This window comes from Legionella gratiana (genome assembly GCF_001467695.1).
Taxonomy (GTDB): Bacteria; Pseudomonadota; Gammaproteobacteria; order Legionellales; family Legionellaceae; genus Legionella; species Legionella gratiana.
The window spans coordinates 248,459-266,975 of record NZ_LNYE01000023.1 but is presented as its reverse complement, the minus strand read 5'-3'; the positions used below and the strand labels follow the sequence as shown (position 1 = coordinate 266,975).

Below are 18,517 nucleotides of genomic sequence, written 5' to 3'. Positions count from 1 at the left end.
AATGAAGTTATTAGTCACTTATATGATGCTGGGGATGGTTTTACTTGCTTTGATACTGCTTTCTTTAAGCATTGGAACTCTCCCTATTTCGGTAAGCAAAATCATGCATTTCATGCATCATAAAGACACAACTATAGAATCGATTCTTTTAGATACCATACGTATTCCTCGTACGGGTTGTGCAATCATCGTCGGAGCTGCCCTGGCATTAACAGGGGTCATTTTATTTTATATTTCACGCAATGAATTAGGTTGTCCTAGCTTGCTTGGTATCAATCAAGGTGTCTTTGTTGGTGTCATTGCCAGTGTAGTGTTGACGCAGTCCATGATAATGCAGAATCTATTCCTGAGTGGTATTCTTGCCGGGACAAGTGCAGGATTAGTGACTTTTCTCATTTCGTTCAAACTCGGTTTCTCGCCGTTAAAACTCATACTCATAGGGCAAGCAATCAACTTGTTTTGTTATGCACTCTGCCAATTATTATTAATGCTAGCCCCTCAATATGCAGACTCACTGTTAGTAAGTTTGAATGGATCCTTAGCGAACAGTAATTGGGCTTTATTAGAGACGTTTGGTTCGGTTCTTTTCTTAACGAGCGTGCTCGCTATAGTTTTTATGAAGCAAGGCTATCTTTTATCTTTAGGTACTGATGTCGCAAAAAACATAGGCGTACACGTGAATAGAATACTGTTCTTCTTTTTAGGAATTATTTTGATCCTAAGCACCGGTTCTGTTTTAATCGTTGGACCGTTGATATTTTTTCCCCTTCTAGCCCTGCATTGCAGCAAATTATTCATTTCAAGTAACAAACCACATCATTTTGCTCTAGTAACTGCTTGTGTAGGGAGTATATTGCTGCTAGCCAGTGATTTGTTTATGCGCGTCCTCTATCCGGATTGGGAAGCTCCACTCAATTTATTTATTGCCATACTGGGTGTCCCGTTGTTAATCGTACGTGCGAGGAGTGTGCACTAAATGTTTTTTAAAATAATCCTATTAGTTGCTGTGGTCATTGCTTTATCGATTGCTACACTACTTTTTGGCAAAACAACATTTGCATTGCATGACTTATGGCAAATGAGTCAAATGGATAAGAGTAATTATTTCATCCTCTTTGACATGAGAATGCCGCGTTTAATCATCAGCCTTTATGCCGGAGCATTATTCGCTTTGGCGGGCAGTATTTTTCAAGCAGTACACAAAAATCCAGTAGCTTCTCCAGATATCTTGGGAATTAATGCTACCGCAATTTTCGCCATTTTATTTTTTTCTAATCTCTTTGATAATCAGCATGGTCTATTAGGATATGCGTTAATGGGAGCGCTCATTGGTTTTGGATTAACAACGCTACTAAGTACAAGCAATCGACAAATCAACAACACACGTTTAATTATTATTGGTATTGCACTGAGTATTTTATTTAAAGCATTGAGTCAATTTTTAGTAATTGAATCTAAGGAAAATATTCATACCCTCTTACATTTTTTAAATGGAACTTTGTACCAAGCCAGTTGGCAACAGCTGGGTTTTATGACTTATTCCGTTCTCATTAGTATCACCCTCTGTTTATTCAGTGCCCCCTATTTGGATGTCATCATGCTTCATGCGGATATTTCTCGATCGATTGGACTACAACTAAGATTTTGGCAAATTTTTTTCATTGGTTTAGCATTATATATGTCAGCAAGTGCCATAAGCACTTGCGGTAGTTTAGGATTCATTGGATTTATTGCCCCAAATATGTCGCGAATGCTCTTTGGACATAGTCATCGCTATAATTTATATGGTTCTCTATTGATTGGTTGCAGTTTAGTCCTCGGAGCAGATTTAATCAGTCGCGTGCTTTTCTATCCTCTAGAAATTCCCATAGGAATTGTCTTAATTTTTATAGGGACACCCTTTTTTCTCTATTTATTAAAAACAATGCACAGGAACTATTATGGTTGAAATTAATGCAACAGATCTCAATGTTTTTTTAGATCGCAATCATATTATTAAAAATTTAAGCGTAACAATTCCTGCACATCAAGTAACTGCAATTATTGGGCCCAATGGTTCGGGCAAGTCGACACTTTTAAAAACCCTATCCGGTTTAATGAAACCACAGAGCGGCAAAATATACATTGATAAACAACCTATCCATTCTTATAACCGAAAACAATTGGCTCGCAAAATGTCTTTTTTAATGCAAAATCCTGAAGCCCCAGGATCAATGACCGTTAAAGAATTAGTCAGCTTTGGACGTTTTAGCCATCAGGCATGGTTTGGTTTAAATGAAACCGATCATGACCAAATCCAGTGGGCTATAAAACAAGTGAATTTAGAAGATAAAAGTGATCATTGTCTGTCTAAATTATCTGGAGGACAGCAAAAGCGTGCTTGGATTGCTATGGCACTTGCCCAAAATAGCGATGTTTTGTTATTAGATGAACCCACCGCTTTTTTAGACATACGCCACCAATTAGAAACTTTGTTACTGTTGCAAAAGCTAAAACGAGATTTGGGCAAAACTATTGTGGTTGTATTACATGACATCCCACAAGTTATTCAATTTGCCGATTATCTGATAATTATTGATCAAGGTAGACTGATCCATCAGAACTCCATTCAGCCTAACCTCGATCCCCAATTATTTGAGAACGTGTTTGGTATTCAGGTGGAGCTCAAACACAACCCAATTCAAGGAACCTCATTAACCATACATGGAGTAGCAGAAACCCAAGACAGTTAAAAACCGTTTTCACCAACTGTCACATTTAATGTACGATTGAGAGTCTATAAATATGTTGCAATTATCGAACTATTCTACCAAACAATTATTTGCTGTAGTTATTATTGGTACTATGATGATGATGGAAAGCATTGATACCAATATTCTAAATGTAGCTATTCCAGCTATGGCACAATCTTTGGGAGTTTCCGCCCTGAGTTTAAAGCTCCCCATTACAAGTTATTTAATTAGTTTGTCTGTTTTTATTCCCATTAGTGGTTATTTAGCTGATAAATTCGGTACTAAAATCATTTTGATGATCGCAATTTTTTCCTTTGGCTTATTTTCTTTATTATGCGGTTGGGCAACTTCTTTAGTACAACTCACTTGCTTTCGTATTTTACAAGGGGTCGCAGGGGCTTTATTAGTCCCCGTAGGTCGACTATTGATGTTACGAGTATTTTCCAAACAAGAATTGGTCAAAGTGTATATGTTCATTTCCATGCCTTTATTATTAGGCCCTTTATTAGCCCCCTATATTGGAGGATTATTAGTCAGCCATTTAAGTTGGCGCTCTATCTTTTATGTGAACGTTCCCTTTGCTCTTTTGATGTTATTCGCGACTTGGCGTTTCGTTGACAATTATACTCAATCAACCCAACCCTTTAATTGGCCTTCTTTTGTTTCTCTAGCTCTATTTTTAGCCATTACGGCGTACTGGTTAGACACCACATCAGAAATCACCAGCAGCATCACTCAGTTGCTAATTCTAATGGTTATAATAATGAGTTTTGTTATTTATCTAATTATCGAAAGCAAATCAGAACATCAGATTATCCATTTCAAATTGTTTCAAATTCGAACTTATAAACTGTGTTTTTTTAGTAGTGCCCTAAGTCGCATTACCTTAGGTGCACGAGCATTTATTATTGTGCTGTATTTACAACTCTCTTTGTCTATGTCGCCTTCTGAAAGTGGTTTATTAATTTCCTCCATGGCCATCGGATATCTATTTAGCCGAATTTTTATTACTCGATACCTAAAAAGATTCGGATTCAAAAGAACACTACTTTGGTCTAACTTTGGAACCTGTCTGGCTACTGTGTTGTTATGCTTCATTGAGCAAGCGAATGTGTTTGCATGGATGGTTATGATTGCACTAGGTTTTTTTTCTGCCATTGTTCTATTGTTGCTCAATGTATTATGTTTTTCAGACATTGAGAACGAGAAATATGCCGCGGCAACCAGTTTAAACAGTACGACTCAACAATTATTCGTATCGCTCGGAGTTTCTATCGCTGCGGGGAGCATACATCTCTTCAATTATTCATTTGGTACCTTTACTATGACCTCCTTTCATGCAGCTTTTATCTGCATTGCTGTGATTAGTTTAATGGGCCAAATCCCATTTTTAAAACTACAAAATTCCGATGGGGATAATTTGCTCTGAGTTTCCTCATAAGTGAATGTTATGAGGGGTTATCCTCACAATAAACTTATATTTTATTCTAAACTATTAGTAATAAGCAGCAATCCGAGAAATGAAGAATGACTCCATCTCAAAAAAACGTACAAGCACAATTAGCCATTGACCAGCAAACTATAAAATCAATCGAAAACGCTTTAAAAGCAAAAAAGATTAAATGTCTTTTACAAGCTTATTTTGCTGAGCTGGATATGATCCGTCTTCAGAAACATGTCAGCCAGGGTGAAAAACTAGCAATTGAGCGTGCTAAAAAAATTGCAATATTTGATCAAATTATGGAGCTCACCGGTCAGGGTAATGAAATCACCAAACTATTCGGTGAACTTGCTGATAACGCTCATACATTTATTCACATTTCGGAGCAAGCATCCAAATCAATGATCCACGGCGGAGGCATTGGTGCTTTAATAACGGGTATACTGGGGTTTGTTACTATTCCTCTTATCTGTGCTTTAGAAAAGAGAAAACCCAAGCCTAATGAGGCAATACTTATGGGGCTTTCTATTGCCACTATTGTACTTGGATCATTAGCAATTGCTGCAGTAGGAGGACCTATAGGAGTTGGAGCTTTTGTATTAACGACTACTGCTATAGCTTTGGGTAAAACCGCATTTAATTATTTTCATGAATGGCGAGAAAGAAAAGCATTAGAAAAAGAAGTACATCGCCTAGAGCAAGAGCTTAATGATTTAGAAAATATTCTTGATCAGGAAGTCAATAAAATTTCAAAGCTCAAAAAACAACTCATGGAGGAGCTTAATAAACCGTCCTTAATCATTGATGCACAAAAAGTTAAAAGCCTAAAATCAGAACTCAAAAGATCATCGGATCATTTGGCGTTCGTAAGTAAAGAAATAGAAAGTAAAAGCATTGTTTTTGCTAATCAAAGCTCTAAACTTTTAGATCTTCAAGAAAAACGAACCAGTCGGTGGGAACTAGCAAGAAAAGGAATATACGTTAGTGCTGGTATTTTAGCTCTAGTTGGCGCAATTTTAATGCTAACACCTGCTGCACCCATAGGAGGCATATTGATGCTGACTGCAAGTGTTCTCACCGTTTCTATCCTTCTCGGCTCATTTACAGTCAACCGCATTAAAAATTATCAAGCCCAAAAATCTCAAACCAAAGCACAAGACGCATTACATCAAGCTCAGGATATTAAAGCAAAAACAAAACATAGTTCTGAATATATTATTGCTCAGTCTCTCACTCCTGAAGGTGACACTGTAGAACATACCTTGCACAAAGAACTTGAGAATACGTCCAAGATTCATGAGTCTAGCAAAGAAAATAATGACTCTAATCCATTGAAATTGAATCAAGAACAAACATCTGCACCTCCAAACGTGCCTCCAAACGCGCCTCCGCCTGAGAATAATTTTCTGGGGCCTAAAACAAAGATCCATAAAGATAAAAGTCAGGCAAATAAAATACTTGGAGATGACGATAGTGAGAGTTCTAGGGATGGGGTCGCACCTCTAAAATAGTATGAGACAGCTCCTCTATATCTTAGAACGATCAAAATTGAGTTATAAAGTACTATTTATAGTCGCTTCCGCTCGCTTGGCAATTACTCGCTTATCCATAACTCGTCGCCATAATGGCGGGAAAAGCGCTAGAATCATCATTCCTAGATATCCAGAAGGCAATTGCGGACTTGAATCAATATGCCTTAATATCTGATAGGGACGGGCACCATAGGTATGGTGGTCAGAATGTCTTTGCAAATGAAAAAGAAGCATATTACTGAGCCAATGATTTGCATTCCATGAATGTTGAGGAGAAACTTTTTCGTAATATCCATTTGCTAGTTTCTTACGTTCTAACCCATAGTGCTCCACGTAGTTAATAATCTCAAGCAGTAAAATAGCAGTCAACGCTTGAAGAATAAAAAAACAAAAAGTGCGCCAACCGCCATAACCGAAAATAGCCAACGCCAAAATAATCGGAGCACTAATTATCCACCAAAATTGATTTTTTAAATGGTAACTTGAATACCCTAAACGTTCTAAACGCTTCCGTTCAATTAACCAAGAAGATTGAAAAGATCCGACAAGCGTTCGTGGTAAAAACTGATATAAACTTTCTCCTAACCGCGATGTCGCTGGATCTTTAGGTGTAGCAACATGAACATGATGTCCCCGAACATGCTCAATAAAAAAATGGCCATAACATACAGTTACTAATAAAATTCTACTTAGAGTTTGATCAATCAGGGAGTTTTTATGCATAAGTTCATGGGCAAGAGTAATCCCTACTCCACCAGTAAGAAGACCAATTGACAAACTAAATCCAATCAATTCAATGAAACTTAAGGAATAATGAGCGACAAGATAAATTGAAAAAATCAAAACGCAACATTGTAAGGGAACATAAAACCAAGTAAGAAGTTTGAAATAACGATCTTGTTGCAATTCCTGTTCTTCAGTGCTGCTGGGATTACTTGGATCAACCCACCAATAATCGACGAGCGGAACCACTGTAAACAACACGAAAAAAGGAAAAAATGTATAAAATGTACCGAAATGAAAACCAATAAAAGGCAGTAATACTAGTAAATAAGCCAACATAAAACACAGTTTTTTAGATAATCTCATTGCTCAACACCCTTCAGATCTTCTCTATAAAATAGATATATAGAAAGAATACTCATAATAAAATAATAGCAATAGCTGAACTATATATAAAGTTTTACATTCTTAGCAAAAAGATTCTATAGCAATCCTCTTTCCCGATCCCAAATAAACCTGAAAAACAGATACCGATGATTCGTCAGAGGATTGTATTGTTACTCAATCAATCATTACTAGCACCCTGTTTCATAAACGTTCAAAATAACACTATAATTTATATCAATGAAATCGATATCTATCTTCAAAGGATGGAACCAAATGGCTATAAAAGGACTTGTGAAAAAAAACACAGCAACCCAAACAGATAAAAAAAAGCAAGCAGACTCAGAAACCAAGACAGTCAATACCCAGAATTATTCAGACTATATAAATAAAGTCGATGATTTTTTTTATTATATCAATAAATTATATCAAGCAAATCTAGGCAAGATTACCATGGGAATGAGTCCTGCTGTAATAGGAACCGCTCATTGTGCTTGGCTTTTGCAATTAGCTCAATCACCAGGACATCTCTTCGCATTAGCCTTTTATCCGATAATGCATACTCCTGAATTCTTTACTCACTTAATCTATGAGAAACAACCAGCACAAGGTAAAGACGTTCGTTTTCATAAAGATAATTGGCAATTAATACCTTGGCGTTTCTATGCCGAAGTTTTTCTTCAAATTGAAGATTGGTGGCGACATGCTACAACAAAAGTTCCTGGATTATCTCATCGTTCGGAGCGCACCGTTTCTTTTTGTATTCGTCAGTTACTTGATGCTTTATCACCTTCAAATTTTGTCATGAGTAACCCGGATCTTTTTAATGAAACAATTCGTTCAGGTGGTGTAAATTTGATTCAAGGTACTCAAATTGCATTTGATCATTTACTGAGAAGATTGGCAGGTTTACCTCCTCCTGGCGCTGAAAAATTCAAACCAGGGAAGAATGTGGCAATTACTGCCGGAAAAGTGGTGTTCACAAATCACTTGATTGAATTAATCCAATATAAGCCAAAAACTAATATAGTTTTTAAAGAACCGATCCTAATAGTACCCGCTTGGATAATGAAATATTACATTTTAGATTTATCCCCGAGAAATTCATTAGTCAAATGGCTTGTTGAACAAGGACATACTGTTTTTATTATTTCATGGCGTAATCCCGATGAAAATGATGCAGAGCTAGGAATGGATGATTACTACCGTCAAGGTGCAATGGCAGCAATTGATGCTGTAAATCATATTTTGCCTCAAACAAAAATTCATTTGATGGGATATTGCCTTGGTGGCACACTCGCCATGATTGTCGCTGCAGCAATGGCAAAAAATAAAGATAATCGCCTTAAAAGCCTTTCTCTTCTTGCAGCACAGGGAGATTTTACAAAAGCAGGTGAACTTATGCTGTTTATTAACGAGAGCGAGATAAACTTTCTCAAAAATATGATGTGGGAAAAAGGCTATCTGGACCCCAAACATATGGCCGGCTCTTTTCAGATGTTACGTACCTACGATCTGATTTGGTCAAAAATGATTGATGACTATATGACAGGGACGAAACGAGGCATGATTGATCTGCTTGCCTGGAATGCTGATGCGACCCGGATGCCCTATAAAATGCATACAGAGTACCTTGATAAGCTGTTTCTTCATAATGAGTTTGCAGAAGGACATTTTCGCGTAGAAGATGAAATAGTAGCACCGAGTAATGTTCATTTACCTATTTTTGCAGTAAGTACTGACAATGATCATATTGCGCCATGGGAGTCAGTATATAAAATACATTTAATGATGCATACAGATATTACTTTTGTACTAACTAATGGCGGTCACAACGCAGGAATTGTGAGCGAACCTAATCATCCTAGACGTTTTTATTTTATTCATGAAAACAAAAAGAACATGCCCTATATTGGACCCAAAAAGTGGCTGAATAAAGCAGAAAAAAAAGAGGGATCCTGGTGGATAGCCTGGCATGATTGGTTGGTAAACAACAGTTCACAAAAACTGGTGCCACCTCCGGATATTGACTCATCACTCCCTGATGCTCCAGGATCATATGTGATGCAAAAATAACATCCTTAGTATGCACGGAGTCTGTATATTTAGTCGTTGCGAGCCTTGGCGAAACAATCCAGAAGGATACTGCGTTGAAGATTTGAACTTACAATTGCTTCACTTTGTTCGCAATGACGACTACTTTTTATCTGGCTCATTAGAAAATGACATACTCCGTGAATGTACCATTTTGAGAACTGAACTATCTGCCCTCTCTTTAAATAATATCCAAGTGAATTTTTAATGCATCATTTATTTTCATCATCAATTGATTGGTAATCATTCCAGAAGGAGCAGATTGAGAGATTCTCAATTTCTTCTTGATTTGCCACTCTTGTCAAACAAGTGTTTAGAGTTAAATTTTAGGAATGATGCGACTTCTAATATGGAATCTCAAAGTAACCTTGCTTTAATTCTGTTTTTTTATAATGGAATTATAAAACAAATTAAGGAGATAGCGATGTCAAACGACGATTATAGTGCTGCGGTGAAAGTCTCAATAATTGGGAGAGAAAATGTAGGTAAAACTGCCTTAAGCATACGCTTCAAAGATAATAAATTTGTAAATCTTCCGTCCTCTTTGCTTAATGATACTCTCATTTGCAAAGATTTAGATGTCGAAAATAAAAAGTTAAAAATAATAATTTTTAATATTAAGGATACCAAGATAGAAAAAGGTAATGCAACCTCTTTGAGAGGTTCCGAGGCAGTTATTGTAGTTTATGACCCTACTGATAAAGACAGTTTTCTAAAAGCTCAATGTTTGTGCGAAAAGTATAAAGATACATATTCCGTTTACTTAGTAGAAACAAAATCTGACATACCTAAAGACGGGCGTCAGGTTACGCTTGAAGAAGCCCAAAACTTTATTAAAACACGAGAAAGTATATCCTTTTGCCAAGTAAGTGCTAAGACTGGAGAAAACGTCGATTCTCTCTTTAAAGATATTGCTAATAAGTTTTTGAAAAAGCGTCCATATCTTTTAACTAATAACTCTACGCAACAACAGATAACTGAATCTTTGGAAAAGCATCCAGATCTTTTAACTAATAACTCTACACAACAACAGATAACTGAATCTTTGGAAAAGCATCCAGATCTTTTAACTAATAACTCTACACAACAACAGATAACTGAATCTTTGGAAAAATTTAGAGCGAAGCATAAGGAACTTTATGATAAAGATATGCGTTCATTTAGTTCATTGCGTCATACAAAGGTAGATGAAAATTGGGCGCTTCACGATTGCGTGCTACACGCTCAAAAACATGATAATAGAAGTCGGAAAGCGTTTATCGATCTTGGATGGATGCATAAAGATGGTTCTCTTACAGAAAATGCGCCACGTGCTGTTCGAGAGGTTAGAATTAGCCCTAGCGAACTTAGTTCTGCTCATACTACTAATCCTATTGAGCAGATTGCAAATAAATACCGTAAAATTCTTGATGAATTAAAAAAAGCTATCGCTAATAAAGATAAAGCTAACAACGAAATTCCTAATGATAAGCCGGTATATCATTGAACAACTCTATCAAGGATAGCGTACCTCAGATTCAAGGTAAATTGTAAACGTTCAGATAAGGTCGTCTTAAGGACCCATCTTCGTCTCTAGGCAAATCGTCACCCTCCGCGAAAACGGGGGGTCTCAATCAAAAGCCTTAATATAAAAGCACAATTGTTCTAGAAACAAAGCGCTGACTGTTTCGCAAGTTATTTAGACCCTCCGCTTTCGCAGAGGGCGACGTTCTTTCGAAACCGTGAGTTCCTCGAAACCTCATCTTTCCCTTAAGTTAACGTCATTAAACGTTCAGACCCTTTGTCAATAAAAGAAACAAAGGGTTTTTCTTTTAGTTAAGAATTGATATAAAGAACACCATAAAAAGGAAGGCTCAAAATCAATGACGGACATATCTAAAATAAACTTAGTGTCTAAAACGCTAGAGGAAGCCACAGAGACTATTGGTCATTTAGCAAAAATCATTATTAAGTTTGAAAACAAGAAAAAAAACAGTTAAAGGAAAAGAGGCGATTTCTATACTTGTATCATGTCATTTTTTTCAGGCGTTATTGCCTGTATCGAAGTTTGTGCCTTTTTAAGATATTTTTTTAACTTTTTAACGTAAAAATAAGCCGAATTACTGGAAATATCAACAAGCATATAAATACCTGGGATACCACAAGGCGTCACGGATGTTGGAGGGTAATTAGGATGGTTTCCAAGAACAAAATAATAGGACCATGATGAAAAAGCGGTACCTAGAAATTCTAAATAATAAGTCACAGCAAACATAGTCAAATAAAATAAAGGTTTTTTTCGCTGTCTAAGAATAATGAGAAAAAACAAATAGCCTAAAAAACCTGCGACATCTTTTAATAGAATCAAAGACATAAAACAGGTAATAAAAGCAAATTTGCGCAAAAAATTCTCAAAATCCACATGATATTTCCATATAAAGGGTTGACGAGATATGTGGAACACTATGGCATACGCCACCGCATGACCGAGAGGAATAAAAGGAGGAATATTATCTAAATGATATCGATATACAGTTAAGATCTTTGAACCAATCACTTCTGCGCAAAAACTAGCAACGACCATAATTAACATCAGCCAATGCAATCTGCGGCCAGCAAAAAAAAATATCCACGCATAGATAAGGAACATAATTACATTAGCTATATCTTGTCCCACAAAAAAATGATTGGCAAACCAGGGGCTGTCCAAAAATATAAAAAAAGGAGCACCTAACAAAACCGAAGCAATTTGCATTTGAATGATGATATTTTTATTCAAAATGTGACAACCCTCATATAAAGTGCAAATTAATTCACTTCATAGTGAAAAAATATCCTGTTATTACTAGAGACATAATACAAATATAAAGTATATCAAATCAATTTGTCATGGATCATGTATCAATCCCCAAAACATATACCGTCTATTATAGAGCACCACTTGTATTGGATAAAGCAAGAGTATTACTTCGATAAAGATTAGATTGTCAATAAGTACCATTATTGTTAAATTAATAACATTCAAATGTAGGGGATTTTTAGTTATCATGAACATTGAAAACCGTTTTTTATTTATTCTAAATCTTTTTAAAAACCCTAACTTATATGTTGCAGCCGCAGTAGGCTCCATTCCTGGAGGAGCTACAGGTGGTGCTATTGGTGCTTTATCTGGTGCTTTTATCACTCCCCTATTTGGATTATTTACTGGATATAAGGATCTCCAGTTTGGCATTGATATAAATCTTATTGTAGGCGCTGCTTTTGGTTTTATTATTGGAATGTTCCTCGGCGGCGCGTTAACCGGAAGTATCGCTATTTTTAAAATCTATAAAAACAAAAATGAAATTGAAGTACTTTCTAAAGACAATATTTCTGACATTTTTCTTCCTGCGCTTGGAATTAGTGTTGAGCTATCTATTGGGATGGCTATAGGTGCCGTCATTGGTAGCTTAAAATTACTCGGCATAGGAACTGCTGTTGGAGCAGTAATAGGAACAGCCCTTATACTGATTTCGACAGAAATAATAAAAATAAATGAAAAAAGAAAAGTAAAAAAACATTGAGTTCGAAGTATCTATCAGATTAGGTTAAATAAATCTAGCGACCTTTAAATGGAAGATACGAAGTTAAAAGAGTATTTGTTGTACTTAAGTGTTCACTTAATACTTTTGCGATATTATAGGAAATCAATAATGCATCCAATTCTTTAGAGTAAATACGAATCCTAAAATCCTCGCCTTCAATTTTTAACAATCGAGAATCGACCAATGCTTTAACTGAAGCAGAGCGTTTTTGTTGGCCAAATACACATAACTCTCCAATCAATGCCCCTCTTTCACGCGTGCCAATTATCCGCGTTTTTTGAGAATTCGATTCTGCCATGCCTTCATCTAATATAACTTGTAATTCACCCTGTTCAACAATATACATCGCGTCACCAATTTCATTTTGATGAAAAAGAAACTCACCTTGACGAAGTTCAACAAGATCACCACTTGCCAAAAATTCATCAATATATTCTTCATCCACTCCTCTAAATAAGGAACAATTATGTAAATCAAACTCCTCCATAGGACAATCCTTTATCTCTAACTAATCCAATATCAACCGATTTTAATTGGATTTAAAATTGATAATATGTAGCTAATGCAATCGTTTTATTGTAGGGTAAACGATAAAACTGAATATCGGGTACCGCATTACGTATCATGAAAGAAAATAAATGTTTTTGCCACAAGAACATACCTCTTAGCTGCTCTCTTGTCATTTCAACAAAAACGATCTCTATGAAATAAATTAACTTATTTTTATTGATTTCAAACGGTAATCGAACTCTTTGAAATAATTCGTCTAATATATTAGGTAAATTAATATTTTCAGTAAATCCATAATGAATATAAATGAGATAAAATCCTTTAGCTTTTGTAATGAGTTCAAATTTATTTTCAAGAGGAATATAAGGTTTATTTTCAATTTTAACACCTAAAAAAACCATATTCTCCGAAAAAATGCGGTTGAGTCGCAGATGATGTAGAAGACTTTCACCTTGACAATCATAAGGATCGATAATATATAACCCTGTTCCAGGTTGTCTTGAAATTTTATTTTGATTGAGTTCATCAATGATCAATACATCCATTAAAGCATCTCTATGATGTAATTCGCGTAATTTTTCGAATCCGCAATGCCAAGTATACATCACAATAATCCCAAGAAATGCAATTAAAATAGGGATCCAACCTCCAGTCAAAAACTTAGAGCTATTTCCTGTTAAAAATGCAAGTTCAATAATCAAGATTAAAGGGAAAATGGTTAACTTGGACACACTCCAATGCCAACAACGAGATGCAATAATCCCCACTAAACCAGTGGTGAGGAGCATATCTAAATTAACAGCAATTCCGTAAGCATCTGCAAGACTTGCTGACGATCTAAAAGTGATAACAAGCGCACATGTACCTATAGCTAAAATAAAATTTATAAAAGGCAAATACACTTGGCCTTTTTCAATTTTAGATGTATATACAATCTTAAGCCTTGGAATCAGGTTCAGTAGCGCTGTTTGTTTTAAAATTGAAAATGCCGCAGAAATAATTGCTTGAGAAGCAACAATAGTTGCAGCCGTAGCCAAAATCACCATAATAGGAAGAAACCAATGTGGTGACAGACTATAAAATGGATAACTGATATCTTCTGGATGACTTAATACAAGCGCTCCTTGGCCAAAATAGCACAAGAAAAGACCAGGAAAAACCACAGTAAACCACCCTATTCGAATAGCTTTTTTGCCAAAATGTCCTAGATCAGCGAATAACGCTTCGCCTCCAGTCATCACTAAAAATATGCCACCCAATATAATAAAAGCAAACTCCTTATGCATTATAAAAAAATGAATCGCATAATAAGGATTTATTGCTATAAGTACTTTAGGGTTCTGTATAATTTGCAAAAAACCCAAAGTTCCTATTGTGATGAACCAAATAAGCATAATAGGAGCAAAAAAAACGCCAATTGTCCCAGTACCTATACGTTGTAACTTAAATAAAAACACTAAAATAATTAAAGTAACTGGTAAAACATACTTAGCTAAATGAGGAGATAAGGGTTCGAGCCCCTCAACAGCACTTAATATAGATATCGCTGGAGTTAATATTCCATCACCAATAATAAGCCCTATTCCAATAAGCGTAATAAATAATAGCCAAGCTCCTGTTTTTTTTATTTTCTGTCTTAGGATGCCTGCTAAAGCCATAATACCGCCTTCGCCATCATTGTCTGCACGAAAAACAATCACGAGATATTTAAAACTGATTATGATGAGCAAAGACCAAAAAATGAGTGATAAAATACCATAAATATTATGGTTACTGATCGGTAAATACGCTATTACTTGACTGAATGCATAAAGAGGACTCGTCCCTATATCACCAAAAACAACTCCAAGAGCGGCAAAGGATAAGCTGATTTGATTTGTCTTCTCTGGTGAGGATTCATCCATCATTTAGGGCTACTCCATTTTAATACCAGATCCCTTTTATTAAATTGAGTATAGTACTATCTAAGATAAAAAAGTAAATTTTCTTCAGATATCATATACCTAGTGAATTATTTATTCACTAGGCACCAAATATGGGAAAAAGAGACCTGAAGGAGCGGATGAAGGGTATTAGTCCACTAGAACTAGGAATTTACATTTGATATTTGATCGCAATGAACAGACTGTTTTTCTCCTTTTTTCATTTTGATTAATCCTAATGTACTTAAACACAGCATAGGAATAGCGAGGATCAATGGCTCAGGGGTCCATTGAGTAATGAGAATGCCAACCAAACCCGAAAGGCCAAACTGACAAGCACCTAACAATGCTGTAGCGATACCCGCTTGCTGTTTATAATTTTTTAACGCAAGAGCTGTTGCTGCCCCCATACTAAGCCCAATACCGAAGGTCAAAGAAAGCATAGGCATCATGAAACGTGCCGTGCTGAATTGATAAAAATTAAGCACTATCATTAAAAGACAAGAAATAATCATCACCACTAGACCACAATATACTGTCTTTTCTAAAGGAAAAGAATAAGTGAGTCGGGCAGCAATAAGATTTGTAAAAAATACAGTCATTGCATTTAGGCCAAACCATAAACCGTATTGAGTTGCACTAAGATGAAGTTGAGTCATGAGAATACCCGAAGAGAGAGCACAAAACAAATACAGACCAAGTAAGTTGACTGATGCAATAAAGGTATATAGTCGAAAGCCTGGGTGTGCAAGAATATTTTTTGTACTTTTAACCAGAGAAAAATTGGATACATCCTGCTTAAAATAGTCGTAATCAGGGATATAGCGACATGCAACTACGCTCATAAAAAGACCAAGTATGATTAAAAAATAAAAATCACTGTGCCAATCATGAGTGTGATCAAGTAACAGTCCTCCAATGACCGGAGCAGAACTTGCAACCAATGAATTAGTTCCACACAAAATGCTAAAGAGACGTGCGCAAACAGTAGTTGAGTAATTATCTCTTACTATAATAAAACAAAGTAAATAAGTACCACAGGCTCCCGCTGCTTGAATTATTCGCGCAATGATAAGTACGTGTATTGATAAAGAAAATACAGCGAGAATAGAACCGCCCAGAAAAAGAAGAGCAGAACACAAGGCAGTTCGTCGACGCCCAAAACGATCCGCTAAAAGCCCTACAAACAATTGCCCCAAAGCGACAGTAAGCATAAATACATAAAGACTTGCTTGCATCACAGCACTGTCTGTTTTAAAAAAATAACTCATTGCCGGGATTGCAGGAACAAAAACATCCATAGCAAAAGAGATACTAATAATTAATGGGAACAAGTGCAAAAGACATTGTCTTTCTGTCCAACGAATTAAATTCAATTAATGATGATCCTGTTCAGTCTTGTTTAATAACAAAATAAGGACAAATAGAATTTAATTATAACAGATTACCTCAAAATCTAAATACTCGTTATAAACCCTATAATGATCACCGATTAATTAGTTATTTCATTTTAGAACTAAAAAGTGTAAAATTTGAGCACTTAGGTTCACACAGTGATGTACTATGTCTAAAAACGTCAAAAAATTTAATTTCACCTATGATTTAATTCCTAAACTATTTTCCTTACCAAAGCAACTCTATCTAATCCCTACAAGAACAGCAACCTCAATTCCCGAAGATGTTTTGGAACAAACTGAAGAACAAAAAGAATATATAGATGCAACAATTGAACAGATCGATAAAGATGCGGATAGAACCTGTTATATCGATTTTACAGGCTTAAAAGCATCTCAATTAAAAGCAGAATGGTTAACTAGAAACCTTTCCGAAATAAGAATATCACAAGGAGTATTTCCAACATTCACGCAAGGCGACAACACGGGTGCCTGTGTGAGTGAAGTTCTTCATGCAACACAAGTGATGTTACCTCTATCTAAAAGAAATACCGAATCGTTTACGCAATTAATGGCTTCAACTAAAAGAATTTGTTTTGCTTATCGAACTGATAGTGGAGAACCCGCTGGGTTTTCATTAATTGCATCAGCAAGTGGTGATTCTGATGGAAAACATAAAGGTTGGATCCTTTCTACAATTCAAAATACCACCGCTCCCTTTAAAAAAAGAAAAATAACTGTATTGTCATCCTCTAATTATGTGACTACAAAAGCACAAGAAATGATCGCGATGAATAGTCCAAAGAGTATTGAAGCTGAATTAAAAGCTGCGCTACATAATGATAAAATCGTTCAATTAATCAAGCGCATTTTTAATCAAGATGGCTCGCTCAATGAAATGGAGATTAAGCGATTAAAATCCCGGATAAAACCATCCATCAATATTGATGATCGTGATAGAAAAGAAGCTCAATTTAATTGCTTACTTGAATGGTCACAACAAAGCGGTAGCACCAATTCACACGATGATAGTGCTCCTCCAGAGGATGTTGATTTTTTTCAAGATGGGGTATATCAGTTGCATTTAAAGAAAAAATTAGGGACTCTAGCTGCTACACTGCGCCAAAATCCAAATGTAACCAAAACTGTTAGTGAACTTACCTTAATTCTGAATAACATCTCGGAGCGAATTGCCCATTTTGAAATGCTCGCAGAAAAATCATATCGAACTATAGAATTGGCTAACACTTATAAAGCACTTGCAAAGCGTATTAAATTAGAAGCAAGAAGCTTAAAATTTGACGGGACTCGTCATGATGAAAATAAAATTATAAGACTCAGCCAACTTGATATGGATCAATTAGATAAAAAAGTAAAAAAATTTTATGCAACTGATCCCACAATACAAGAGTATTATGAACATAAAAAACAATCGAACCAAAAAATACAAGAACAATTGGCACAAATACCTAATCCAGCGAATAATGGTTTTCTTAGCCGAAACAGTTTCTCTATAGGATTCGGCTCGTTAAGCGGTTTATGCACTGCTGCTGCGCTAGGATTTATATTCTTTGAGTTTTTTCCCCCATTAACTCTTGCATTAATTCTTGTTGGAACAGCATTGGTCATTGGTGGAATTTTATCTGCAGTTGATATTTATATGAATGAAAAAGAGCATGCTGAACAAACAATTCATTATCATGATACTGTTTCTAAAATCAGATTAAATCATTGTCACGAATTACAAACTGCTGAACAAAGTCTTCAAAAAGGAATTGATCTTGAGGCATTTTTAGAGTCTGATAAACCTGAATTTCTATCAACCCTAAAAATCTCTAAAAGAAAACCGCTTACCTCTGAAAAAGTAGCTCATGCCTTATGGTTAAATGATAAAGATGCAAAAACCACTACAACAGCAAAAAATAAATTTGCCTTATGGGCTGCCATTCATGAAGAGATCGGTTTTGGGATTAAGGAAGTAGAAGATGTCATTCATAAGTACTATGAAATGCGATCTTAAAATCAACCGATCTCAGTAATAGCCCATGGAGCATTCAGTGTAGACTGCTGCTTGCTATAACCCATTTCGTCCTCTTCCGCAATAACCTTGCTTTTGCAGAGGGTGACGATTTCTTTAAAATCAAAGTGACTCTCTAAAGGATAACATCAACAATGCCCAACAAATATTAATGCGTGCACTTCACAGCATTCCTCTTTTAGCA

The 18,517-nt window shown here is 35.8% G+C and carries 14 protein-coding genes; 9 read left to right on the top strand and 5 right to left on the bottom strand.

Annotation, left to right across the window (positions count from 1 at the left end):
• The first annotated feature begins 1 nt into the window (after window position 1).
• From Lgra_RS12030 to Lgra_RS12010, 5 genes are all read left to right on the top strand, one after another.
• Complete coding sequence (locus Lgra_RS12030; RefSeq protein ID WP_058499515.1) at window positions 2-976, top strand: iron ABC transporter permease; 975 nt, start codon at window positions 2-4, stop codon at window positions 974-976.
• Entirely contained in the window at window positions 977-1,948 is a 972-nt protein-coding gene (locus tag Lgra_RS12025) for a FecCD family ABC transporter permease (protein WP_058499514.1), read from the top strand.
• Entirely contained in the window at window positions 1,941-2,732 is a 792-nt protein-coding gene (locus Lgra_RS12020; RefSeq protein WP_058499513.1) for an ABC transporter ATP-binding protein, read from the top strand. Before Lgra_RS12025 ends, Lgra_RS12020 begins: the two co-directional genes overlap by 8 nt.
• A 52-nt stretch (window positions 2,733-2,784) precedes the next feature.
• Window positions 2,785-4,161, top strand: coding sequence for an MFS transporter (locus Lgra_RS12015; protein ID WP_058499512.1), 1,377 nt, complete (start codon window positions 2,785-2,787; stop codon window positions 4,159-4,161).
• A 98-nt stretch (window positions 4,162-4,259) separates the two neighbouring features.
• On the top strand, window positions 4,260-5,684 hold the full coding sequence (locus Lgra_RS12010; protein ID WP_058499511.1) for a hypothetical protein: 1,425 nt from the start codon (window positions 4,260-4,262) through the stop codon (window positions 5,682-5,684).
• A gap of 42 nt (window positions 5,685-5,726) precedes the next feature.
• Here Lgra_RS12010 and Lgra_RS12005 read toward each other — a convergent pair whose 3' ends face one another.
• Window positions 5,727-6,794 carry an alkane 1-monooxygenase gene (locus Lgra_RS12005; protein WP_058499510.1) on the bottom strand — a complete coding sequence of 356 codons (1,068 nt, stop codon included), beginning with the start codon at window positions 6,792-6,794 and terminating at the stop codon, window positions 5,727-5,729.
• 294 nt (window positions 6,795-7,088) lie between these two features.
• Here Lgra_RS12005 and Lgra_RS12000 point away from each other — a divergent pair, with 294 nt between their 5' ends.
• On the top strand, window positions 7,089-8,888 hold the full coding sequence (locus Lgra_RS12000) for a PHA/PHB synthase family protein (RefSeq protein WP_058499509.1): 1,800 nt from the start codon (window positions 7,089-7,091) through the stop codon (window positions 8,886-8,888).
• Between the two features lie 280 nt (window positions 8,889-9,168).
• Window positions 9,169-10,392 (top strand): Rab family GTPase, encoded by a 1,224-nt coding sequence (locus tag Lgra_RS11995; protein ID WP_058499508.1) that lies wholly within the window; start codon window positions 9,169-9,171, stop codon window positions 10,390-10,392.
• Between the two features lie 510 nt (window positions 10,393-10,902).
• Here the strand turns inward: Lgra_RS11995 and Lgra_RS11990 are convergent.
• The gene (locus Lgra_RS11990; RefSeq protein ID WP_058499507.1) at window positions 10,903-11,664 is read right to left on the bottom strand and encodes a hypothetical protein; all 762 of its coding nucleotides are present in this window, start codon (window positions 11,662-11,664) and stop codon (window positions 10,903-10,905) included.
• A gap of 268 nt (window positions 11,665-11,932) precedes the next feature.
• On the opposite strand from Lgra_RS11990, the gene Lgra_RS11985 reads away from it, so the two are divergent.
• Complete coding sequence (locus Lgra_RS11985) at window positions 11,933-12,448, top strand: hypothetical protein (protein WP_058499506.1); 516 nt, start codon at window positions 11,933-11,935, stop codon at window positions 12,446-12,448.
• Window positions 12,449-12,482: 34 nt separating this feature from the next.
• Here the strand turns inward: Lgra_RS11985 and Lgra_RS11980 are convergent, their stop codons facing one another.
• The 3 genes from Lgra_RS11980 to Lgra_RS11970 form a co-directional block, all read right to left on the bottom strand.
• Complete coding sequence (locus Lgra_RS11980) at window positions 12,483-12,956, bottom strand: cyclic nucleotide-binding domain-containing protein (protein ID WP_058499505.1); 474 nt, start codon at window positions 12,954-12,956, stop codon at window positions 12,483-12,485.
• 52 nt (window positions 12,957-13,008) lie between these two features.
• On the bottom strand, window positions 13,009-14,886 hold the full coding sequence (locus tag Lgra_RS11975) for a potassium transporter Kup (RefSeq protein ID WP_058499504.1): 1,878 nt from the start codon (window positions 14,884-14,886) through the stop codon (window positions 13,009-13,011).
• Between the two features lie 179 nt (window positions 14,887-15,065).
• The gene (locus Lgra_RS11970) at window positions 15,066-16,277 is read right to left on the bottom strand and encodes a multidrug effflux MFS transporter (protein ID WP_058499503.1); all 1,212 of its coding nucleotides are present in this window, start codon (window positions 16,275-16,277) and stop codon (window positions 15,066-15,068) included.
• Window positions 16,278-16,464: 187 nt separating this feature from the next.
• On the opposite strand from Lgra_RS11970, the gene Lgra_RS11965 reads away from it, so the two are divergent.
• A complete protein-coding gene (locus Lgra_RS11965) occupies window positions 16,465-18,315 on the top strand; it encodes a hypothetical protein (protein ID WP_058499502.1) in 1,851 nt (616 codons plus the stop codon).
• Window positions 18,316-18,517: the final 202 nt, after the last annotated feature.